Source organism: Hungatella hominis (genome assembly GCF_014288005.1).
Lineage (GTDB): Bacteria > Bacillota > Clostridia > Lachnospirales > Lachnospiraceae > Hungatella > Hungatella effluvii.
This window is the reverse complement of sequence record NZ_JACOPB010000002.1, coordinates 686279-708636: the sequence shown is the minus strand read 5'-3', so window position 1 is coordinate 708636 and position 22358 is coordinate 686279. Positions and strand designations below refer to the sequence as shown.

Annotated in this window: 20 protein-coding genes and 1 riboswitch; all 20 genes read left to right on the top strand. The window is 49.6% G+C overall.

Annotated features, from left to right (window positions below):
- Positions 1 to 11: 11 nt before the first annotated feature.
- Positions 12 to 845: a carbohydrate ABC transporter permease gene (locus H8S75_RS07440; RefSeq protein ID WP_002604948.1), complete on the top strand. Its 834-nt coding sequence runs from the start codon at positions 12 to 14 to the stop codon at positions 843 to 845.
- A 10-nt stretch (positions 846 to 855) separates the two neighbouring features.
- Positions 856 to 2193 (top strand): sulfatase family protein, encoded by a 1338-nt coding sequence (locus H8S75_RS07435; protein WP_187020413.1) that lies wholly within the window; start codon positions 856 to 858, stop codon positions 2191 to 2193.
- A 344-nt stretch (positions 2194 to 2537) separates the two neighbouring features.
- Positions 2538 to 3566 (top strand): DUF6709 family protein, encoded by a 1029-nt coding sequence (locus tag H8S75_RS07430; protein WP_187020412.1) that lies wholly within the window; start codon positions 2538 to 2540, stop codon positions 3564 to 3566.
- Between the two features lie 56 nt (positions 3567 to 3622).
- Entirely contained in the window at positions 3623 to 4381 is a 759-nt protein-coding gene (locus tag H8S75_RS07425) for a hypothetical protein (protein WP_187020410.1), read from the top strand.
- Positions 4382 to 4423: 42 nt separating this feature from the next.
- Positions 4424 to 4505, top strand: a riboswitch (Fluoride riboswitch).
- Between the two features lie 115 nt (positions 4506 to 4620).
- The gene (locus tag H8S75_RS07420; protein WP_187020408.1) at positions 4621 to 5799 is read left to right on the top strand and encodes a cation:proton antiporter; all 1179 of its coding nucleotides are present in this window, start codon (positions 4621 to 4623) and stop codon (positions 5797 to 5799) included.
- A 384-nt stretch (positions 5800 to 6183) separates the two neighbouring features.
- Entirely contained in the window at positions 6184 to 6579 is a 396-nt protein-coding gene (locus H8S75_RS07415) for a hypothetical protein (RefSeq protein WP_187020406.1), read from the top strand.
- On the top strand, positions 6557 to 7258 hold the full coding sequence (locus H8S75_RS07410) for a LytR/AlgR family response regulator transcription factor (protein ID WP_187020405.1): 702 nt from the start codon (positions 6557 to 6559) through the stop codon (positions 7256 to 7258). The genes H8S75_RS07415 and H8S75_RS07410 overlap by 23 nt, the downstream gene beginning before the upstream one ends.
- A 130-nt stretch (positions 7259 to 7388) precedes the next feature.
- Positions 7389 to 8555: an MFS transporter gene (locus H8S75_RS07405; protein ID WP_187020403.1), complete on the top strand. Its 1167-nt coding sequence runs from the start codon at positions 7389 to 7391 to the stop codon at positions 8553 to 8555.
- Between the two features lies 1 nt (position 8556).
- Complete coding sequence (locus H8S75_RS07400) at positions 8557 to 9594, top strand: aldose epimerase family protein (protein WP_187020402.1); 1038 nt, start codon at positions 8557 to 8559, stop codon at positions 9592 to 9594.
- A gap of 17 nt (positions 9595 to 9611) precedes the next feature.
- Positions 9612 to 10880 (top strand): ROK family transcriptional regulator, encoded by a 1269-nt coding sequence (locus H8S75_RS07395; RefSeq protein ID WP_187020400.1) that lies wholly within the window; start codon positions 9612 to 9614, stop codon positions 10878 to 10880.
- Between the two features lie 53 nt (positions 10881 to 10933).
- Positions 10934 to 11887 carry an aldo/keto reductase gene (locus H8S75_RS07390; RefSeq protein WP_187020399.1) on the top strand — a complete coding sequence of 318 codons (954 nt, stop codon included), beginning with the start codon at positions 10934 to 10936 and terminating at the stop codon, positions 11885 to 11887.
- A 15-nt stretch (positions 11888 to 11902) separates the two neighbouring features.
- Positions 11903 to 13027: a galactose ABC transporter substrate-binding protein gene (locus H8S75_RS07385; RefSeq protein WP_187020397.1), complete on the top strand. Its 1125-nt coding sequence runs from the start codon at positions 11903 to 11905 to the stop codon at positions 13025 to 13027.
- A gap of 159 nt (positions 13028 to 13186) precedes the next feature.
- On the top strand, positions 13187 to 14701 hold the full coding sequence (locus H8S75_RS07380; RefSeq protein WP_187020395.1) for a sugar ABC transporter ATP-binding protein: 1515 nt from the start codon (positions 13187 to 13189) through the stop codon (positions 14699 to 14701).
- Between the two features lie 52 nt (positions 14702 to 14753).
- Positions 14754 to 15767 (top strand): galactose/methyl galactoside ABC transporter permease MglC, encoded by a 1014-nt coding sequence (gene mglC, locus H8S75_RS07375; protein WP_002604934.1) that lies wholly within the window; start codon positions 14754 to 14756, stop codon positions 15765 to 15767.
- 26 nt (positions 15768 to 15793) lie between these two features.
- A complete protein-coding gene (locus H8S75_RS07370; protein ID WP_187020394.1) occupies positions 15794 to 17284 on the top strand; it encodes an L-fucose/L-arabinose isomerase family protein in 1491 nt (496 codons plus the stop codon).
- A 12-nt stretch (positions 17285 to 17296) separates the two neighbouring features.
- Complete coding sequence (locus H8S75_RS07365; RefSeq protein WP_187020392.1) at positions 17297 to 18142, top strand: class II fructose-bisphosphate aldolase; 846 nt, start codon at positions 17297 to 17299, stop codon at positions 18140 to 18142.
- 12 nt (positions 18143 to 18154) lie between these two features.
- The gene (locus H8S75_RS07360; protein WP_187020391.1) at positions 18155 to 19141 is read left to right on the top strand and encodes a carbohydrate kinase family protein; all 987 of its coding nucleotides are present in this window, start codon (positions 18155 to 18157) and stop codon (positions 19139 to 19141) included.
- 164 nt (positions 19142 to 19305) lie between these two features.
- The gene (locus tag H8S75_RS07355; protein ID WP_187020389.1) at positions 19306 to 20439 is read left to right on the top strand and encodes an alpha/beta hydrolase; all 1134 of its coding nucleotides are present in this window, start codon (positions 19306 to 19308) and stop codon (positions 20437 to 20439) included.
- A 13-nt stretch (positions 20440 to 20452) separates the two neighbouring features.
- On the top strand, positions 20453 to 20956 hold the full coding sequence (locus H8S75_RS07350) for a hypothetical protein (protein WP_187020388.1): 504 nt from the start codon (positions 20453 to 20455) through the stop codon (positions 20954 to 20956).
- Positions 20957 to 20969: 13 nt separating this feature from the next.
- Positions 20970 to 22358 (top strand): L-fucose/L-arabinose isomerase family protein, encoded by a 1389-nt coding sequence (locus H8S75_RS07345; protein ID WP_187020386.1) that lies wholly within the window; start codon positions 20970 to 20972, stop codon positions 22356 to 22358.

Genomic DNA, 22358 nt, shown 5'->3' with positions numbered 1-22358 from the left:
GAGGTGGGCAAATGAAGAAGAAAACTTATCGGAAAATTCTTATGTATGCGGCGATTCTGGCCGCCACGATCTGCTTCGTATTCCCTATTTACTGGATGCTGCTCACGTCCTTAAAGCCCAATGAAGCGATTCTGCGTCTGCCGCCCCAGTTTCTGCCGGTAAACGCCACGCTGGCCAATTACAAGGGGATTTTAACCGACGGAAAATTCCTGATTTTCTATAAAAATAATATTATCGTCTCGGGAATTACCACACTGGTGACGCTGACGCTGGCAGTGCTGGCGGCCTATGCATTTTCCCGGTACCGGTTTAAAGGCGACAAGTTCGTGATGATGCTGTTTCTCTCAACGCAGATGTTTCCGGCCATGACGCTTCTAATCGCTCTTTACAACATGTATTTCCGTCTGGGCCTGTTAAATACGTATACGGCGCTGGTTCTGGCCTGCTCCACCAATGCGCTGCCCATGTCGGTATGGATTCTGAAAGGCTTTTTTGATACGATTTCCAAGTCCCTGGAGGAGGCGGCTTACATCGACGGCTGTTCCAAGGGGAGAACCCTGGTGCAGGTGATACTCCCGCTGGTTAAGCCGGGAATTCTGGCTGTGGGCCTGTATTCCTTCCTGATTTCCTGGGAAGATTTCCTGTGGGGCTTAACTCTGGTGAATAAGACGGAGATGAGGACGCTGGCCTCCGGTATTGCCATGACGTACCTGGGGGAATACAACTACGACTGGGGCCGTGTTATGGCCGCCGCCGTGGGAGCCGCAGTTCCGATTCTCGTGATTTTTATTTTCCTTCAGAAATATATGATTGCCGGTCTGACGGCCGGTGCGGTGAAAGAATAGGAGGCAGTTTATGAAACAGAGACAGAACATTGTATTTTTCTTTTCCGACCAGCAGCGGGCGGATACGCTGGGCTGCAACGGCCAGCCGCTTCCCGTATCGCCCAGGCTGGATCAGTTTGCTCGTGGGGACGCGGTGAATTTTGCCAATGCTTTTACGCCCCAGCCAGTCTGCGGACCGGCCAGAGCCATGCTCCAGACGGGACTGTATCCGACACAGACCGGCTGCTACCGCAATGCGGTTTCCCTGCCGCTGGATCAGAAGACGCTGGCTAAATATCTGCGGGAAGCCGGATACCGGGTGGCTTACGTGGGGAAATGGCATCTGGCATCCGATGAAGATGAGAACCATTATGAGACGGTCCCTGTGCCGGCCGAAAGGCGCGGAGGTTACGACGACTACTGGATGGCGGCCGATGTGCTGGAATTTACCTCCCACGGATACGGCGGATATATCTTTGACAAGGACGGAAATAAGCTGGAGTTTACCGGATACCGGACCGACTGTCTGACAGATTACGCGGTGCGCTATATTGAGGAGTATGAAGATGAGAAACCATTTTTCCTGATGGTTTCCCATATCGAACCGCATCACCAGAATGACCGGGCCGATTACGAGGGGCCGGACGGAAGCCGGGAGCAGTTCGCCGGATTTGTACCGCCCTCGGATCTGGAGCCTGGGAGGGGAGATTGGGAACGGTTCTACCCAGATTATCTTGGCTGCTGCCATGCCCTTGACCGGAATTTTGGCCGCGTCGTGGATGCGCTGAAGGAGAGAGGGATCTACGAGGATACCATGGTGATATACGGCAGTGACCATGGCTGCCATTTCCGCACCCACGCAGATGAGGTGGCGGAAGGCGGATATGATGACTATAAACGCAACAGCTTCGAGGGAACCATACACGTTCCGCTGCTGATCAAAGGGGCTAAATTTGAAAAGGGAAAGCGGGAGGAGAAGGTGGTAAGCCTTTTAGACCTGCCGAAGACGATTCTGTCTGCCGCCGGATTCGATACAGAGCTTCTGGGACTCCAGGGGCGGCCGCTTCAGGAGGCGTGTAATCCTGACTGGGAGGAGGCAGTCTATATCCAGATCAGTGAGAGCTTTGTGGGCCGCGCACTGCGCACAAACCGGTATAAATACGTGGTTCACGCCCCGGACCGCGATCCATGGAAGGAGAGCGGAAGCCCGGTTTATAAGGAAAAGTATCTGTTTGATCTGGTCAATGACCCGTTGGAAAAGGTGAATCTCGTCGATGACCGGGCGTATGAAGAGATAAAGAACGCGCTTAAGGAGAGACTGATCAGCTTCGGTGAGGAGGCGGGAGAAGCGTTTATCGTAGAATGTTAATTGGAGATTTTAAGTGAATTGTCAAGGCGGCAGGAGAGCGGGTGAGTTCTTTTGCCGCTTTTCTATTTCACAGGAAAGTTCGTCCTATAAAATAGAAACCCTCCGGGAGGATGCACACTTCGCGCCAAGGAAATATGGTTGCTGAAGCAACCGCGCGCCGGCGCGCCGGACTCTTTGTTCCAGAGAAGCATCGGGAAAATACTTTTAAACATAAAATCAATCATTTGAGACAGGATAAACAGCAGAGTCCGGAATATCTGTTATACTTGGATAGAATAACTTTATGGTGAGGTACAGCGTTAAACTATAGGATTCAAAAGTACAAGCGCAGGAGGAAATGAAGTATGGAACAGAACCATGGCAGGAACAGCCTGTTGGAAAAGGAACTGAAGAAAGGCGTTGTTAAGTCTACCGCTCCGGTCGGACTGATTATAACGGCCCTTGGTCTGGGGATCGTGATGATCATTGGGAGCTATCTGATCAAATATATCCGCGGGCCGCTGCCGCTGAATGAAGTTTATAACACCGAACAGGTTAAAAATGAATATGTGACGCTTCATGTTCAATATGTGCTGGATTCATTTATGGAAACCTACAAGACGCGCAGTGGAATCAGGACGAAGTCCGATACCTATTATCTCATCCTGGATGAGGAGCTGGGAGCCATACCGGTGCGTTCCTCCGTTTCGAGGAGTGAAGAACTGGAACGGATTATGGATGAAACCTGGGATTATTTGAATGGGGTCCGCGAGGCGCCGCCTCAGGGAAGCACTATTACCGGAACCATGAAACGAATGAAGGATGAAGGCGAAAAGTATTACCAGAAAGCTCTGGATTACTACGGGCTGGAGGGCAGCGGCGGGAATTACTACCTGTGGGATGGACTGCTGGACAACCAGACGCCAAGCAGCGCCATGATGACGACTGCTTTGGGCACTGTCCTTATGTGCCTGGGACTCTTCATTTTGTCCAGGCTGTTCAAAAAAGGCCACCTAAAGAGTATCCAGTCATTTTTAGACAGCCATCCGGAGGTAACCATGGATTATCTGGAATCTGATTTCCAGAGCGCGGAAAAACTGGCCGGCCGCTTCTGGGTCGGGAGGTATTTTACCTACGGTGCATACGATAAACCGGAGATACTGTCTAATGAGGAGATAACCAGGGCGTGGTATCAGGTGAGAAGTGTTGGGAGAAGTTCCGTCCAGGAACTGGTATGTCTTACCAGAGACGGCAGGGAACACAGCTTCTCCATGAACCAGAAGACAGCGAATCAGGTAATTTCGCAGTATCAGACTATTAATCCTGAACTTGCAAAGAAGATGGGACTCCGCGACAAGGCCGTAATGAACGGCGGCCTGGAGGATAATTCATGACAATATACGGTATTTCCGTGGGTAAAGCCATCGGCGGGAGATAAGGAGGCAAAAAAATGGAAGATTATTTTAAGCGTATGAATGAGGAATACATAAAGAAGAATTACCCGGAGAGATCCGTTTTTAAAGCATACAAGAAAAGCATGGGAAGCCGCGGCAGGACCGGCTGTATTATTATGGGGCTTTTTATGGCAGGAGGCCTCGCAGGGCTGATCTGGTCCGTCAGGAAGACTCTGGAATTTATGCAGTCCGGGGATGATGAGACCATGAAGGTTGGGATTGTGATTGGAATCTTCTTCCTGATCGTGACGCTGTTTTTCGGAGGAATCCTCTTTCTTGTGACAAAGGATATGAGAAGAAGCATGGAAGAATGGATCAGCAGAATTGCCGCGGCAGGTGGCTGCAGCGAGGGAGAGATGCGTGAGTTTGATAACCAGGCTGTAGAGCCGGACAGTCTGATCGTAAATCTTCTGGGAAAGATAAAGGCAGTAACAACAGGTCAGAAAAGCGGCATACTTACCAGGGATTATATTGCGCTTTACAACAGCACCAGCCTTGGCGTATTAAAAGTCAGCCGGATCACAGGCGCGTACTTAACGGACAATGTCTATGATGTGAAAGTAGGCAATTCCATAAAACAGGCCCATTATCTGACGATAAATCTCATCACTGCGGATAAAAAGAATATTTGGGCGGAAACCTCCAAGGAAGCAGGACGGGCACTGCAGGCCATTCTGATGGAACGCTGCCCGGAGATCGATACCGCCGGCGGGGCAGTGCTGCCGGAGTCAGAGATTGCGATGATGAAGAGATAGTGTTTGATAATCCACTTGCATTTCCGGCCTTTGTCTGCTATACTGTTACCCGGGAATGAGGTCTCCCATGGTAGTGTAATATTTACCAGAACCGCTTATGACAGCTGATGGCTTCTGCATTGTGCAGGAGTCACCAGCTTTTTTTGTGTCTGTCCTGCAGGTCAAACACGCCCTGAGAGGCAGCCATTTTGCGGTGCTGCGGGCGGAAACAAAATACAGGAATTCGGAGGTTGCAACGTATGCTTACAAGTTTATCACTGGTTTTTCTTCTGGGAATGCTGCTCAGCCGGGCATTTCAGAAAATCAGGCTTCCCGGGCTGCTGGGAATGCTGCTGACGGGCATGATATTGGGGCCATATGCCTTAAACATGCTGGATGGATCTATTCTGGGTATTTCGGCGGATTTGCGCCAGATTGCGCTGATCATTATCCTGACGCGCGCCGGTCTGTCCCTGGACATTCAGGATTTAAAAAAGGTAGGGCGCCCGGCCGTGCTCATGTGCTTTGTGCCGGCCTGTTTTGAAATAATGGGAATGATCCTTTTGGCGCCGCGGCTTCTGGGAATCTCCGTATTGGACGCGGCCATCATGGGAGCTGTGGTGGGAGCAGTGTCTCCGGCCGTGATCGTTCCCAAAATGCTGAATCTGATGGAGAAAGGATATGGAGTTAAAAAGAGCATCCCGCAGTTGATTCTTGCCGGAGCATCGGTAGATGATGTGTTTGTCATTGTTCTGTTTACGGCGTTCACCGGGCTGGCGCAGGGCGGAACATTTTCACCGGCCAGCATCCTGTCGATTCCGGTTTCCATTGGAACGGGTATCGTGGCCGGCGGACTGGCCGGGATCCTTCTGGCACTGTTCTTCCAAAAGGTTCATATCCGGGATTCTGCCAAGGTGGTGATTCTCTTAAGCATCTCATTTCTGATGATTGAACTGGAGAACCGTTTGAAGGGATATGTGCCTTTTTCAGGTCTGCTGGCAGTTATGAGCATCGGCATTGCCCTGCAGAAAAAACGGTATGAGGCGGCGGCCCGTCTTTCCGTCAAATACTCCAAGCTGTGGGTGGCCGCTGAAGTATTGCTGTTTGTACTGGTGGGAGCAACCGTAGACATCAGCTATGCGCTGAAGGCAGGAGCCGCGGCCGTAATTTTGATTTTCGGCGTTTTGATTTTCCGTATGGCGGGCGTTTTTTTCTGTCTGCTGGGGACGGATATAAACCGGAAGGAACGGCTTTTCTGCATGATTGCTTATATGCCGAAGGCGACAGTCCAGGCTGCGATCGGCGGGGTGCCTCTGGCTATGGGACTGGGCTGCGGCAAGATTGTTCTTACGGTGGCGGTGCTTGCGATTCTGATCACTGCGCCGCTGGGAGCCTTTGGAGTCGAACAGACGTATAAGCGGCTGCTAAAGGCTGACTAAATGAGGATTTGAAAGGCAGAACCGGTATGAAGGGCAGGATTAGAGGAAATGTGGCCGGGATAGGATAAAGTAAATAGAAAGAAAAAATGGAATTGTGATGCTTTGCGGTAAATCGAAAGATTTCCGCAAAGCATTTTTTGTTTTTATGGAAGTTTTAAATCTGTGAAATCATAATTCCCAACATCCACCCCTCTGTTTTTCCAGTATACAAATTTTATTCTAAGAAAATGTATTAATTAGAAGTAAAATATTTAAAAGTAATATTTACTTATAAATATAGTGTAATCAGATAAAATATATAATATATGAGATGTTGACACAAAATTGAAAAGCTGATATTCTGAGAATACATTGAAAGATCTATATTTATACAGGGGTATATTTATGAAGAGAATATTGGGGTTTTATATTCCGGATAAGGAAGAACGAAGAAAACGGGATGATGAAGTGCTGCATCGTTATTTCCGCTACGGAGCAAGGCACAGGGACAGGGTAGGAGAGCTTTTGGAAGAACTGATTCCGGGAGAGAAGCGTGAACATCTGATTCTGTATTATATGCAGATCAAAGACCGGCTGGAAACAAACGAGGCGCGGACATTTGAGGAGGCGGTAAAGCAGATCAGGCGTAAGTATATTATTATTTCAGCGAATGATTCAGTAAACCGATATTACAAGGCGGTCATGGAAGCGGATGCGGCGATACATGAGGATCTGTGCTTTCCATGTGCAGACGAGATACGAAAGATGGTTGAACAGGATGGGAAAAATTATACTGTATGATCCGGAAAAACGGCTCGCTGGACTGGGGGATTCGTTTCCGGCCGGAGAAATGGCGGAGCACAGGACCTTACATACGTTTACGGCAGAAGACCAGCTGCTCTTTTACTTAGAAGAAGTGGACGAGGATGTGGATATTCTGATTGTAAATCTGGTGCGGCAGAAGGATAAGGGAGCAGGGCTTGCAAGAGCATGCAAAAATAGAATTCATCATTTAAAGCTTGTTCTTGTGATTGACCGGCTGGAATGGCCGGAGCATTTATTTGAACTGCAGCCGGACTCTCTGCTTTTCTTTCCCCTGGATCAGGATGATTTCCAAAGAACCATTCTCCGCCTGGAACAGATGGCAAAGCAGGAGTACAAGCGGTGCCTGACACTGGTGACGAAAGGGAAGATCTACCGGATTCCATACCAGAATATTCTGTATGTGGAGAGCAGGGGGCATCAGCTTAGCGTAAAGACATGGGAAGAAGAGATACGGGCTTATGGGAAGCTGGATGATCTGCTGAAGCGGCTGCCGCCGTATTTTCTTCACTGTCATAAGAGCTACCTGATTAATTCGAACTACGTCCGTCAGCTGGAGATGTACCGGATACGTCTGGAGGGGAAAGAGGAATGGATCCCCGTCAGTCAAAAATATTATAAGATAATCAAAAATACCCTTCTTGCCGAGGCAGAATGATAAAAATGATGTTTCCGCCCTCGATTTTGCAAAACCCCCCATATAAAAATAACAGGATATATAATGACAACAGAATATAGTTTACCGAGGTTAGTAAATAAAGTTTACTTACTAAAAAGCGAGGAACGCCATGAAAGGGCTGAATCTGTACCTGATCAACGGGATGTATTGGATTACAGCATCTCTGTATCTGCCTTTTATTACGATGTATTTTTCACAGAAAGGGATGGATTCCATGCAGATCGGGATTCTGTCAGCACTCCTTCCGATTGCGTCTCTGACAGTACAGCCTCTATGGGCGGCACTGGCTGACCGGACAGGAAGACGGCGCCGTGTCCTGATTCTGCTGAATCTTTGCTGTGCGGCGGCAGTTCTGCTCTTTCCCGGAACGGGTTCCTTTGGTGAAGTCCTGGGAGCGGTATCCTGCTATGCTTTATTTAACAGTGCTGTGCTTCCGATCTGTGACGCATTGGTGGTGAGTCAGGCGGAAGAGAAAGGAATCAACTTTGCATGGGTCAGAATGTGTGGGACGGTCAGTTATGCAGCTATCGTTTTGGGTACGGGATTTTACTTGAAAAAACATATGAACCTCATGTTTTATGGAAACAGTGTATGCTTTCTGTTATTTACACTGCTCTGCCTGACGCTGCCAAAGGACAGAAAAACTTTGAAAGCGCAGGAGCAGGAGAGACGAGACCCGGAAGCTGATCAAACCGTAAAAAAGGCAGGGAAAGGTCCAACCTTCCAATCGAAGGAAATTTATCTGATCCTTCTCTTCGCCTTTGCCATGCAGTTTGGAATCAACTACTATTCGGCTTTTCTTGGGGTATACCTGCTGGAGCTGGGATACAGCCAGTCGCTTCTGGGCGTGCTGAACTGTATTTCGGCGCTCAGTGAGATTCCCGTGTTGCTGCTGATTCACCGGCTGTCACGCCGGTATAAGGAGACCGTGCTGCTGACGGCGGCTGTAGGCTGCATGGCCTTAAGACTTGTATTGCTGTCCGCCGGGAACGTAGCGCTTATGGCGGCGGCGCAGCTTTTGCAGGGGCCTTCGTATATGGTGTGCTACTTTGTCTGCGTCACTTATATCAACCGCATGGTGGTGCCGGGAAAGATATCCCAGGGGCAGAGCACGCTGGCATTCGTCCAGATGGGGCTGGGCAGTCTGAGCGGCAGCCTGCTGGGCGGAGTCCTGGCCAGTGTGTACGGGATAAAAGAGGGATTTATGATTATAGCTTTTTTACTGCTGGCCATAACGGCCGCGGCAGGCATAACGGCAGGATGGAGAAGAACGTGAAATGAAGATCAGGAGAATGGGAACACTTCCGGATTGTACCGATGTTCAGGAAGTGGTGATTGCGAACGAATCCGGAATGGCGGCCCATATCATTACTTACGGTGCTGTCATTAAGAATCTGAAGGTTCCGGATGAGAATGGGAATATGGCTGACCTGGTGCTGGGACAGGATACGCTGGAAGAATACAGAAGGAATCCATCCTGCAGCGCGGCTGTTATAGGCCGGGTGGCGAACCGGATCAAGGGCGGTGAATTCCATGTGAACGGACGGGGTTACTGGCTTGAACGCAACGACCGGGGCAATTGTCTTCACAGCGGAAGCGCGGGCTACGCATCGAAGAATTTTCATATAGCAGCTGGCGGAGACGACTGGATTACGCTGTACTGGAAGGATTCCGCAGCAGATGGGTTTCCGGGGAGTGTCTCACTTGAAGTCACCTACCGTGTGACGGCCGATGATGCACTCGATATTCGTTACCGGCTCATACCGGAAGAGGATACTCCGGTAAACCTGACCAATCATGTTTATTTTAACCTGTCTGGCGGGAAGGATGCAACTGTTTTTAACCATGAGATGAGAATAATGGCTGATTTCTATACGCCGGTAACCTCAGACAGGATTCCAACCGGAGAGATCCTGAAGGTAGCCGGAACGAACCTGGACTTCACCAATCGGAGAACGTTAGGCGAGGTGCTGAACGAAACGTTAGGCCTTGATGATAACTATGTGCTGCGCGGCTGGGGCTACCGGAAAGCAGCGGAGTTGTGGCATGAAAAGAGCGGAAGATGGATGGAGGTCTATACAGACCAGCCGGGGATTCAGATATATACGGGGAATCACTTTGACGGCAGCCTCGCCTGTAAAGGCGGAGTACGCTATGAAAAATATGCGGGTATCTGTTTCGAAACACAGGGATTCCCCAATGCAGTCAACTGCAGCCATTTTCCGGGCTGTATTGTAAAAAAGAACACGGTGTTTGCCTCAAGGACGACATACCGGTTTCATATCGGACCGCAGCCGGAAGGGAATGGAAAATAAAGTGAGGATGATTCACCATGCTGGATGCAAGAAAGGTGAAGGCAGAAAAGCCCAGGAATATCAAGCGAAGAAACCAGAAGGCGATTGTCGCACTGCTTCAGAACAATACGGAGATGACAATACCGGAGATCGCTGAGCGGCTGGAACTGAGCAGGACATCGGCCACTCAGATTGTAAATGAACTGTGCAAAGAAAAGGTATTGAAAAAGGTGGGTACCAGGGACGCGACGACCGCCGGGGGAAAGCCCCCCAGAGTTTTTTCCATGAATGCATCATTCCGTTACACCATTATTGTAACTATAGGGAACGATTTTATCAGTTGTAATATTTCCAATATGAAGTGCCGCGTCATTCAGAAAAGAGTGCGGGATATTGCTGATATCAGCAAGTGGAACGGCTGGAATCTGGCGATGGAGGTTACTGTGGCTGAAGTAAGGCTTCTGCTGAAAGAAAGCGGTATCCGCAAGGAACAGATTTGTATGATGGTAGTGGCATGCGGGGGCGTTGTTGACAGAAAAAGAGGAGTATGTTTGTTTCCTATTGGAACAAAGCGCAGGAACGATTTTCCCGTTTGCGAATTTCTTCGGACAGAACTTCAATTTTCATTTCCAATTATTATTGACAATGTGGGGCGTTTTCTGGGGTATGCAGAGTTGTTAGAGGACCCATCCCTGAATCACAAGACAGTGGCTGCATTATTTATGCACTCTGCGGGCAGCGTGGGAGGCTGTGTGATTGAGAAGGGGGAACTTTTGTATGGCAGGCACGGTTATCAGGGTGAATTTGGCCACCTTCTGGTAGAGACACATCAGGGAAGAGCGTGTGTCTGCGGAAACGACGGATGCCTGGAGAGTATGATGTCACCGGAATCCTTAAGAGCGATCTGGAAAAAGCATGAGGCGGCGTATCCGTCTGTCATCCTGGACCGGCGGAAAGCAGGGGATATACGGGAAGTCTTCCGGGAGGCCAATGGCGGTAATCCGCTGGCCAGGGTCATGGTGGATGAGTTTGCCGTATATGTGGCGAGAGCGATTTATAATATTGTTTTGATGTATGATCCGCAGCAGATTATTTTACAGGGGCTGCTGGCTTACGGGGGAGAATATTTTGAAAAGAAACTGAATGATCTGGTAAGGATTTTTCCTTCCTATGGCAACGCAGAGACAGGGATAGTCACATATTCGAAGATAAGCGATTCAGACGGAGGATTTATAACCGGGGCGGCACTATACGCGCTGAATACCTGTCTGTTTGGTGACAAATACCTTTTTGATATAGAGCAGTAAAGAAACTTTGGGGATTATTAAAATTCACATATAAGAAAAAGGAGGAGGCAGTTATGAGGTACAAGCATTTTAAAAACGCCGATGTATCCGTCTCGGCACTGGCGGTGGGCACCTGGGCGATCGGCGGCCAGAATTATGGCCAGGTTGACCGGAGTGATTCGGTAAGAGCGATCCGGACCATGATTGACCAGGGAGTCAACCTCGTAGACACGGCGCCGTGCTATGGAAACGGTGCGTCCGAGAAGATTGTGGGGGAGGCGCTTCGGGGGATTCCGAGAGATCAGATTCTTATTTCCACGAAATTTGGTCTGATCACAGACGTCTATTCCGGCGAATACATAAAACACGCCAGCTATAAGAGCGTCATGCGCGAGGTGGAAAGCTCTCTGATGAATCTGGAGACGGATTACATCGATTTTTACTACGTCCACTGGCCGGATGTGAACACGCCCATTGATGAAACCATGGCGGCATTAAACACACTGAAAAAACAAGGAAAGATACGGTTCATCGGCGTATCCAATTTCAGTGAGGAACAGATTCTGGCAGCAGAGGAATACGCCGATATCGATGTTCAGCAGCCCCCGTATTCCATGGTAAACCAGAAGTTTACCGGTCTGATGAAGTGGGGATATGAAAGAGGAATCGATTCTATGACCTATGGATCTCTCGGCTCCGGAATACTGACGGGTGCGATCCGTACCATGCCTGATTTCGAACCGGGTGATATGAGATTGACATTTTATGATTTCTTCAGAGAGCCGGTATTTTCTAAAATCATGGAATTTTTAAAGACCATGGACCGAATCGCCGAAGGTCACGGCGTCCCCGTGGCGCAGGTGGCGCTTAACTGGAGTACCCAGAAGGATTTCGTGGGAACGGCGCTCTGCGGTGTCAGAAATGAGCAGGAGGCAGCCCAGAACTGTAAGGCGTTTGAGTGGAAACTGGCCGAGGATGAGATCGCGGCTTTGGATCAGGAACTGGTAAGATTAAATATAGGTTTTTAAAATGGGAGGAAGCATATGAAAAAAACAGTTAAAAAGGCACTTGCATTAACCATGACAGCAGCATTATTTATGACAGCATGTTCCCAGAAGGCGGCGGAGACGCCTCCCGCCACGGCAGGAGGGGATACAGGGACGGCGGCTACAGAAGCGGCAGCCGCGGCCACGGAAGGCAAATCAAAGGCAGAGCGTCCGGTTGCAGGCATGACATGCTATATGTATTCCGATACCCATATTGCCAACGTACGCAATACTGTGTTAAAAGCAGCGGAAACAGGCACTGTTTCTGTCGAGACTTCCGATTCCCAGTTTGATGTGGGCCTTCAGATGAACGCCATGGACGCGTTTGTGACAAAAGGCTGTGAATATCTGGTGATCAATAATATCAATACCAATGCGAAGGATCAGGTTATCGATGTAGCACGCAAGGCGGATCTTCCGATTATTTTCTGGAACACAGATTCTCCTTCGGACGAGGAGATGGATTCTTACGGCCCCTGCTATTTTGTCAGCTCTGCGGCCGAGCAGTCCGGTGTGGTGCAGGGAGAGGCTGCAGCTAAATACTGGAAAGAGCATCCGGAGGCTGACCGCAATGGAAACGGCAAGATGGATTACGTCATGCTGATGGGACAGATCGGAAACTATGATACGGAGATGAGAACCAAGTATTCCATCGATACCGTCAAGGAAGCCGGAGTGGAAACCAACTGCCTGCTGGAGGTTGTCTGCGAATGGCAGAGAGCGAAGGCGCAGGATCAGATGGCATCCGTAATTTCCGCTAATGCGGATGATATTGACATTGTATTTGCCAATAACGATGACATGGCCCTTGGAGCAATTGAGGCGCTGAAGGCAGCCGGATACTTTACTGACGAAAGTAATTACATTCCGGTACTTGGCGTTGACGCGACCAAAGTGGGACTTCAGGCACTGGAGGACGGAACGATGCTGGCAACCTCATTAAACAATCCGGTAACCATGGGGAAATGTATCTATAAGATCCTGGAACTTCTGGAAGCAGGAGAAGAAATCACATCAGAAAATCTGGGATACGATATCGACGAACATAAACGGGTATGGCTGGATTATGTGGCGATAACCAAGGATAATCTTGAAGACGCGGATCTTTCAAAATACGAATAGTCGCCAGTCCTTTTTTGGTGGACCGGTATGATACATACCGGTCCACGCTCATTGTCACGGCTATTTCTGCGGACCGTATTCCGGACGGATGTGCCTGCAGGCCTGTCTGGCGGCTGCCGCAAAGGGATGACCGTATAAACAGAAGCAGGAGAAGACAGTATGGAAGATAAGAGTATCATATTGGAAATGAAAAACATCAGCAAAAGCTTTCCGGGTGTAAAGGCATTGAACGGCGTTTCTTTTACGCTGAGGCCAGGAACGGTACATGCTCTGATGGGAGAAAACGGCGCGGGAAAATCGACTCTGATGAAATGTGCTTTCGGCCTGTATGATCCGGATGAGGGAGAGGTGTATTTTAAAGGAGAAAAAGTACACTTTGATAATCCCCGCCAGGGTTTGGAAGCAGGAATATCCATGATTCATCAGGAACTGAATCCAATCCGCAGAAGGAGCATAGCGGAAAATATATGGGTAGGGCGGATGCCGGAGAAGAAGATCGCGGGACTCTCTTTTATAGACCATAAGAAGATGTATGAGGAGACGAAACGGCTTTTTGACCAGCTTCATATGAACATAGACCCCAGAACACAGGCGATCGAACTTTCGTCATCTGTGCTGCAGCTTGGTGAGATTGCGCGCTCGATCTCTTATGGGGCGAAGGTCATTATCATGGATGAGCCCACATCATCTCTTACAGAGACGGAGACCGCTACGCTTTTTGAAGTAATCCGTAAGCTGACCTCGGAAGGAATTGCTATTGTATACATATCTCATAAAATTGATGAAATTCTCAAGATATCCGATGAAGTGACAATTATGCGTGACGGCTGCAAGATCGGAACGTGGCCGGCGGAAGAACTGACAGAGGAACTGATTGTTAACCGGATGGTGGGCCGTCAGATGGATAACTGGTTTCCGGAACTTGACAACAAGCCGGGAGACGTGGTTCTGGAGGTCAAAAATTTCACCTCCCCCAATCCAATGTCGTTTCAGGACTGCTCGTTTCAGCTGCGCCGCGGGGAGATTCTGGGGCTGGGCGGACTGGTGGGAGCACAGAGAACCGAGCTGATGGAGGCGCTGTTTGGAATCCGCGGCGTTCAGTCGGGCGAGGTCTATAAGGACGGAAAAAAGATTTCCATCAAATCATCGGCGGATGCCATTGCCAATAAAATTGGACTTCTGACGGAAGAACGAAGGGCGACGGGAATCATACCGGGGGCAAGTGTGCTGGACAATACAGTAATTGCAAAGCTTGGAGAATACAGCAATGTCATGGGAATGCTGGATTTGAAAAAATGCCGCCAGGATACGGACGAGTATATTAAAACCATGAATATAAAAACACCGACCAGGGACACGAGAATTGCCGATTTATCGGGTGGAAACCAGCAGAAGGTACTTCTTGCCAGGTGGCTGTTGACAAACCCGGATATTTTAATTCTCGATGAGCCGACTCGAGGAATCGATGTCGGTGCCAAATACGAAATTTATACCATCATGCTGAATCTGGCAAAGGAGGGAAAGTCCATTATTATGATTTCCTCAGAGATGCCGGAACTAATGGGAATGTCAAACCGGGTGATGATCATGTGCGAAGGGCATGTGACCGGTTTCCTGGAAGGACCGGACATTGATGATTCCAAGATTATGCAGTTTGCCAGCAAGGTGAGTTAAATATGCCGGGGACCGGCGGTGGGTACGTCCGGGCCCGGATAAGGAGAAAGGATTGGTTAATATCATGCAGACGAAGCAGTTTGATATAAAGAAATGGGCGCAGAACAATGCGATCTATCTTGTCTTAATCGCAATTATTATATTGATAACAGTAAAGAATCCGGCATTTCTGTCCCTCCGTGTATTTCGGGATATTTTAATGCAGTCTTCAACGAGACTGATTATGGCAATGGGGTGTATGTTTGTTATTCTGTCCGGTGGTGCGGATCTGTCCGGAGGCCGTATGCTCGGCGCGGCGGCTGTCCTGGCGGGGTCACTGGCACAGATGTCCACTTACGCCAATAAGTTTTTCCCAAATCTGCAGGAACTTCCGATTATCGTTCCTATCATTGCCTGTCTTCTGATGGGGATGGCTATGGGGCTGTTAAACGGAATCGTAGTGGCGAAGCTAAATGTTCCCGCTTTTATTGGCACGTTGGGCGTTCAGCTTATCATTTACGGCGGAATCTCCATTTACTATAACATGGAGCCAAACCGTTCCCAGCCGTTAGGCGGTTTTTTAAAGACATACTCAAAGCTGGGTACCGGTTCCTTCTTCGGTATACCATACATATTAATCATTGCGGTCGTTCTGATGATCGCCTGTCATATCGTACTGAATTATCACCGGTTTGGAAAGACGCTGTTTGCCGTGGGCGGCAATCAGGAGGCGGCCAGAGTCTCAGGAATCAACGTCCAGAGAATTATTATGATCGTCTATATTATCGCCGGAGCATTTTATGGACTTACAGGAGCGCTGGAAGCGGCCAGAACCGGCGGTGCTACGAACAATTATGGGCAGGGCTATGAACTGGATGCCATCGCTGCCTGTGTGGTTGGCGGCTGTTCCGTGGCCGGAGGTGTCGGCGCGGTTCCTGGTGTAGCGATTGGTGTTACGGTATTTACCGTAATTCAGTACGGAATGACCTTCGTAGGAATCAATCCATACTGGCAGAATGTTGTAAAAGGAGCAATCATCGTAATTGCAGTAGCTATTGACGTTCGTAAATATGCAAAGAAACGGTAAGCGTTTCTTCGCGGAGAGGATAACTTATGATTCGATATACACAGGACAGAACGATCGTACTCGGTATGGTTCCGGTCCGCAGGGATATGTTCCCGCCGGAACCGGCAATTGCTTTAAAGGACCGGGTGGTAAAGCGGTTTGAAGAGATGGCGGAAAGTAATGGAGATATCCGTCTGGTAACCATAGATGCGGTGGTCGACGGCGGTATGCTTTGGGATCTTCGTGATGTGGAAAAGGTCGTGGCTTTATTCCGGGCGGAGAAGGTAGATGCGATCGTCTTTCCGCACTGTAATTTCGGACAGGAGGAAGTGGTAGCAAAGACTGCTGCGGAGATCGGAAAGCCGGTTCTCTTATGGGGGCCTAGAGATCCTTCTCCGGAGACGGATCAGTCCGGCAAGACCGGCCCGAGAGATTTCGACACACAGTGCGGAATGTTTGCAACCTCCAGAGCTCTCAAGCGTTACCATGTTCCGTTTACCTACGTAGAAAACTGCTGGCTGGACAGCCAGGTGCTGGACCGTGGTTTTGAAGAATTCCTGCGGGTGGCTTCCGTTGTAAAGGCATTCCGTGGCATGCGGATCGGTCAGATCGGAGTGCGGCCGCGGCAGTTTTTATCTGTCAAGATTAATGAATCGGAGCTGCTTTCCAAATTCGGCATTGAGATTGTCCCGATATGGCCGGAGGAGGTAAAACGTACCGTTGAGAAATTAAAGAGAAACATGCCACTTTCACCGGAAGGCTGTGAGCTACCTATGGGACAGCAGCCTCTTCCGTTAGAAGAGGGAATGTTACCGGATCCCCGGATTGCCAATATCGTGAAAGAGATTGAGGAAGCCGTGGACTGGTCTTCGATCGGCCACGAGGCAGTGGAGAAGATGGCATATTTAGAAGCTGCCATTATGGATCTTGCCTCAGTGAACCGATGTCAGGCGGTAGCGGTGGACTGTTGGGGCTTCTCCCAGGATTCCTATGGAATTCCAAGCTGTTTTGTGCTGGCGGAGTTGTTTGACCGGGGACTGCCTGCGGCATGTGAGACGGATATTCATGCGGCAGTTGGTGCGGTTCTGCTGCAGGCAGCAGCCAGATACGCCACTCCGGCGTTTATCGCTGATGTCACCATACGCCATCCGGAGGATGATAATGCGGAACTTCTCTGGCACTGCGGGCCTTTTGCAAAGTCACTTGTGAGGAAAGGAACGGTTCCGGCTGTCAGAGAGTGCAAGGGAATGTATGAGATCGAAGGCGGACCGCTTACTGTGGTACGGTTCGACCAGGATGATGGAAACTACATGCTTCTGGCTGATGAAGGCGAGGGAACAGAAGGTCCAAAGACGACTGGAAATTACGTCTGGTTCAAAGTGAAGAACTGGGTGAAATGGGAGAAAAAGCTTATGTATGGACCGTATATTCATCATGTAAGCGGAATTCACGGCAGCTTTGCAAAAGTATTAAAGGAAGCCTGTAAGTATCTGGGCCCGGTCGCACATGACAGCGTCGAGCCCGTGGAAGAGATGTAGGAGGGATATGGAATGCCGTACGTAAAAGTAAAAGAACTGCTGGCAATGGGAAAAAAGAACAATGCATGTGTGCTTGCGTTTGACGCCGCGGATGTCAATATGATTAAATCCGTGATTAAGGGTGCGGAGACCGCCGGAAGACCGGTGATTGTCATGTTGTATCCTGGTATGAGAAATATCATGCCCTTCGGTGTGTTTGCGGAAGTGACCAGATATTACGCAGAACGTGCATCTGTCCCGGTAGGGCTGCATCTGGATCACTGCAGCGATTTTGACATGATTCTTGAGGCGGTTCATGAGGGCTTCCCATCGGTAATGGCAGATGGCTCCGTACTTCCGTTTGAGGAGAACGCTGCATTTACAAAAAAGGTGGTGGAAGTCGCCCGGAATTTCGATGTTGATGTGGAAGGTGAGCTGGGACATGTGGGAACGGCAGCTGATTCCGATGAATTCAGCCGGAAGGAGTTTTTTACCAGACCGGACGAGGTCAGGGAGTTTGTGGAGAAGACGGGAGTCACCTCTCTTGCCGTGTCTTTCGGCAGCGCGCATGGGGTATATAAGAGCACACCGAAACTGGATATCGAACATTTAAAGACCTTGAGCGCCGCTACGGATATTCCTCTGGTTCTTCATGGCGGTACTGGTATTCCGGATGACCAGCTGGCGCAGGCCTTTTCCAATGGAATCAACAAGATCAACATCGGAACGGAATTTTTCAATTTAAATACGAGGTTGAATCAGGAATTCTATGCACAGGACTTTTCGAAGGCGGATCCCTTTGGTTTTCCGGAATATATACAGCCAAGGCTGACCGAATATATTGCGGGCAGGCTGGAACTTTCGAAAATCGTATTGTAAAAGGAGTCTGTCATGGAGAAGGTTTATGATGTAATTGGGGTGGAAAATCCAATCATGGATTTTGCAGTGAGCATTGACCGGCTGCCAAAAACGGATTCCATGAGTGTCATGCACGATTATTTATGGCAGTCCGGAGGAAACGCCTCTTCCGCCATTGCGGCGCTGGCCCGTCTGGGGGCGAAGTGCAGTATGCTGGGAGTGGTGGGTACCGACGAATTCGGTACATTCTGCCGTGATGATATGATCCGCCACGGTGTGGATGTCTCTCATTTGTATACACAGGAGGGAGGGACAACCTTTACTATCTGTCTGGCGGAGGAAGAGACAAAAGGCAGGAGCTTTCTGGGGAAAATGGGCGTAAACGGACCTCTGACCGACGTACAGGTGGATGAGTCCTACATCGCAGGAGCAAGGTATATACATACCAGCATGATTGAATGCTCTGCAAAGAAAAAAGCTGTTGAGTTAGCAAAAAAGAACGGGGTTCTCGTATCGGCAGACGGTGGGGCGTATACGGCCGAAGCGGACTTCCTGGTGACAAACTCTGATATATTGATTATATCGGAGGAATTCTACGGCGCGCTGTTTGACGACGGGAATTACGTGGAGAACTGCAGACGGCTGGTTGAGAAAGGGCCGCAGATCGTCATAGTGACGCTGGGATCCAAAGGCTGCGCAGGAGCGGACCGGTCAGGGAATACATTCAGGCTCCCTCCGTTTTCAGGACACAAAATCGTCGATACGACAGGAGCCGGAGATGTATTTCACGGAGGCTTCTTATACGCACACAGTCAGGGCTGGGAGCTGGAATACTGCGCAAAATTTGCAAGTGCGGTATCGTACATCAACTGTACCAGTCTGGGCGGCAGAGTGGGAATTCCTGACCGTGCCATGGTGGAACAGTTTTTAGAGGACAACACGATCGACTACTCCGGTATTGAACCGAGAAAGGCATTCTACCGGAGTGTGATGAAATTTAATAGGGGAAGAGATTTATGAATCGGATTTCTCGAGCTGCCGGAGGTTACAGGCAAAAGGCATTATCTTTGAGACGGAAAAGCTGTTAAGGAAGGAATTCTGGGAACACGGCATGAAGTTCGCATTCTTCCGCGGACCGGATGGGGAACGCCTGGAGATTGCAGAATATTAGGAGGGGCTTCAACATGGACAGAAACTTGTATCAGAAACTATTGGTAAGCTTGAAAGCCGGGGAAAGGCGGATCTGTGCAGACGGGGCAGAGATTGCGGTCCGCAGCTGTTATGACCGGGAGGAAGGCTGTCTCGATCCGAGGACGGAGGCTGCTGCGACGCTGACAAAGGAAGATTTCGAGACGCGGGCTGGCGAGATTGACCCGGAGCTGTTAAGAAATCAGGACAAGCTGCTTGGAATGGATAATCCGGAGGGGCATACCCTGCTGGAACAGCTGCGATATCAGTTCGGCTGGAGGACTCTGGACCGAAGTTCCGGAGTCAGAACCAGATTTGTCTCTATGGATCAGGATGGATACAGAGGTGTGAGGTGGATCTATACACCGGAGAACGGGAAAGCAGAAAAACCATGTCTGATATTTATCCACGGAGGAGGCTTCTTCGGAGGCGATACACTGACCGTGGAGAATCAGTGTAAGCGTTTTGCCGAACTGGCAGATGCCGTTGTTATCTCTGTAGATTATCCGCTGTCGCCGGAAGTGAAGTATCCGGTTGCATTTCACATGTGCTGTGAGACGGTCCGATGGGTATGGGAAAACGCGGGTATGCTCGGCGTGGACAGGACGAAGATCGGGATTTCCGGAGACAGTGCGGGCGGAACCATGGCTGTTACGGTAACTCTCTGGGACCGACAGGAAGGGATTAGCTGCATTTCCTATGCAGGCCTTATCTACCCGTCTGTCGTGTGGGACCCGGATATGAGTAATCCGTACTATGTCTGGAAGAGAGAAATGTTTGACAATCCTGGCGGTAACCGGATTATTGAGGAACAGATTGAGACGACCGGGGCGATGAAAAGAGAAGTATGCGGCTGGTATTTAGAGGATAATGAAGATATCCACACTCCGTATATCAATCCGGTCGAGGGTGATTTTAAGGGATTCCCGAAGACGTTAATTATGACTGCGGAATACGATTACTTAAGACCGGAGTGTGAGCTGTTCACGAAGATTCTGCAGGATGCGGGAGTGAGCGTACGCCATATCCGCTATGGAGGAATTGTTCATGGCACCTTTGACCGTCTGGGCTACGCCCCTCAGGTTGAAGATATGCTGATGGAGATGGCGGCGGATTTCGCCTGCCTGTGAAGGAGGGTACGTAATGAAAGAGATTAAGGTGCGGTGTCTGAGCGATGAGGCGTTTAGAAAATATGGTGTATATCAGAAACTGACAGCCGATGATGAAATGAAGAACAGAGTAATTCCGTGCGGAGATTTTTATCCCGATTTACTGACACTGGATTTTGGAAAAACTACCCTGCCTACGGTCTCCTGCTGTCATGTCTATAAACAGGATCGGATGGTCGTGGACTTTCTGGAATACCATAAATATACGTGTGAAGGCCTGATCCCCCTTGACGATGATGTGATTATCTATGTGGGCGTACCGGAAATGGGAGAACTGAGGATTGAGAATCTGGAAGGATTTTATGTTCCCAAACACACCTTTGTAAAACTGAATCCCATGATCGTCCATGGAGGACAGTATCCGGTGAATGAACCGGAGGCTCATTTAATCTGTATGCTTCCAGGAAGGACATTTCAGAATGATATGGTGTACTTAAGGATTGAGGAAGAGGACAAAAAGGGCGTACTGATTATGTAGGAGGGAAATGCTCATGTATAAACAGAAGGTTATACTGGGGGTAGCTCCGGTTAAGAGAAGCTTTCTAAGCATGGAAGAAGCTGTTCGCCAAAAGAATCGTTTTATGGCGGTGATCAGAAGAACACTGTCCGAATCAGTGGATATCATTGATATCGATGATATCAGTGAGAACGGAATCTGCTGGAGGACGGAGGAGACACCCAAAATCGTGGAGAAATTTAAGACTGCCGGGATTGATGCGCTTTTCCTCCCGTTCTGTGATTTCGGAGAGGAACAGGCAGCGGCACAGATTGCGGCATCGTTTCATCTGCCGGTGCTGATCTGGGGAGCCAGGGACGAGAGGCCGAATACGGACGTAAGCCGGGGACGGGATACCCAGTGCGGAATGTTCGCTGCGACTAAGGTGCTCAGGCGCCATGGTGTGAAGTACAGCTACATTTATAACTGTGAGACGGAGAGCGATGCATTTGCACAGGGATATGACCGGTTTATCCGAACGGCGGCTGTGCTGAAGGCACTTCGGAACCTGCGTCTGGCAAAAATAGGCGACCGCCCGGTTCCGTTTATGAGCGTCATGACGAATGAAGCCGATTTGATCCGCCGCATGGGGGTTACTGTGATCCCCATCTCCCCTGCTGAGGTAAGCAGACGGGCAAAGGAGATCATGGAAAAGAAAACGGAGGATTTTCTTTCCTACTACAACGATCTGACTGAGCGTATGAACACAGATGCGATGAGAGAGGAACTGGTGGAAATGGCAGCGGCCACGAAGCTGGCGCTTTCAGAGCTTATGCGGGAAAATGACTGTTCCGTGGGTGCGTTTGAATGCTGGTCCGCCTTTCCTTCCCTGATCGGTGTATGTCCGTGTGTGGCGCTGGGGGAGATGGCGGATGAAGGGTATCCTCTCGCATGTGAGGCGGATGTTAATGGAGCAATTACCCTTGCGATTCTGCGGGCATGCAGTCTGTATGAGAAGCCGCCGTTCCTGGCTGATTTGACAATCCGCAATCCGATTCATGACAATTCAGAACTGCTGTGGCATTGCGGCCCATTCCCCTATTCTTTAAAGGCGGAGGACAGCCCGGCCGCACTGGTGGACGGACAGGAGCGCTTTCGGATGAGGCCGGGTCATATGACCACATGCCGGTTCGATGACGCGGAGGGAAAGTACTATCTGTTTGCCGGGGAAGGCGATACGACGGAAGGGCCGGAAACCAACGGAACCTACGTCTATCTGAAAGTAGACGACTGGAAACGGTGGGAAGAGAAGCTGATGTTTGGTCCATACATTCACCATCTCGGCTGTGTATACGGCTCTTATAAGCCAGTATTAAGAGAGGTGGCCAGATATCTCGATATCATATTTGATGATGCGGATGTCCGGGAAATTTATAGCCTGTAA

Coding starts and splice junctions, on each gene's coding strand:
- H8S75_RS07440 (WP_002604948.1), top strand. CDS start 12: ATGAAGAAGAAAACTTATCGGAAAATTCTTATGTATGCGGCGATTCTG.
- H8S75_RS07435 (WP_187020413.1), top strand. CDS start 856: ATGAAACAGAGACAGAACATTGTATTTTTCTTTTCCGACCAGCAGCGG.
- H8S75_RS07430 (WP_187020412.1), top strand. CDS start 2,538: ATGGAACAGAACCATGGCAGGAACAGCCTGTTGGAAAAGGAACTGAAG.
- H8S75_RS07425 (WP_187020410.1), top strand. CDS start 3,623: ATGGAAGATTATTTTAAGCGTATGAATGAGGAATACATAAAGAAGAAT.
- H8S75_RS07420 (WP_187020408.1), top strand. CDS start 4,621: ATGCTTACAAGTTTATCACTGGTTTTTCTTCTGGGAATGCTGCTCAGC.
- H8S75_RS07415 (WP_187020406.1), top strand. CDS start 6,184: ATGAAGAGAATATTGGGGTTTTATATTCCGGATAAGGAAGAACGAAGA.
- H8S75_RS07410 (WP_187020405.1), top strand. CDS start 6,557: ATGGGAAAAATTATACTGTATGATCCGGAAAAACGGCTCGCTGGACTG.
- H8S75_RS07405 (WP_187020403.1), top strand. CDS start 7,389: ATGAAAGGGCTGAATCTGTACCTGATCAACGGGATGTATTGGATTACA.
- H8S75_RS07400 (WP_187020402.1), top strand. CDS start 8,557: ATGAAGATCAGGAGAATGGGAACACTTCCGGATTGTACCGATGTTCAG.
- H8S75_RS07395 (WP_187020400.1), top strand. CDS start 9,612: ATGCTGGATGCAAGAAAGGTGAAGGCAGAAAAGCCCAGGAATATCAAG.
- H8S75_RS07390 (WP_187020399.1), top strand. CDS start 10,934: ATGAGGTACAAGCATTTTAAAAACGCCGATGTATCCGTCTCGGCACTG.
- H8S75_RS07385 (WP_187020397.1), top strand. CDS start 11,903: ATGAAAAAAACAGTTAAAAAGGCACTTGCATTAACCATGACAGCAGCA.
- H8S75_RS07380 (WP_187020395.1), top strand. CDS start 13,187: ATGGAAGATAAGAGTATCATATTGGAAATGAAAAACATCAGCAAAAGC.
- H8S75_RS07370 (WP_187020394.1), top strand. CDS start 15,794: ATGATTCGATATACACAGGACAGAACGATCGTACTCGGTATGGTTCCG.
- H8S75_RS07365 (WP_187020392.1), top strand. CDS start 17,297: ATGCCGTACGTAAAAGTAAAAGAACTGCTGGCAATGGGAAAAAAGAAC.
- H8S75_RS07360 (WP_187020391.1), top strand. CDS start 18,155: ATGGAGAAGGTTTATGATGTAATTGGGGTGGAAAATCCAATCATGGAT.
- H8S75_RS07355 (WP_187020389.1), top strand. CDS start 19,306: ATGGACAGAAACTTGTATCAGAAACTATTGGTAAGCTTGAAAGCCGGG.
- H8S75_RS07350 (WP_187020388.1), top strand. CDS start 20,453: ATGAAAGAGATTAAGGTGCGGTGTCTGAGCGATGAGGCGTTTAGAAAA.
- H8S75_RS07345 (WP_187020386.1), top strand. CDS start 20,970: ATGTATAAACAGAAGGTTATACTGGGGGTAGCTCCGGTTAAGAGAAGC.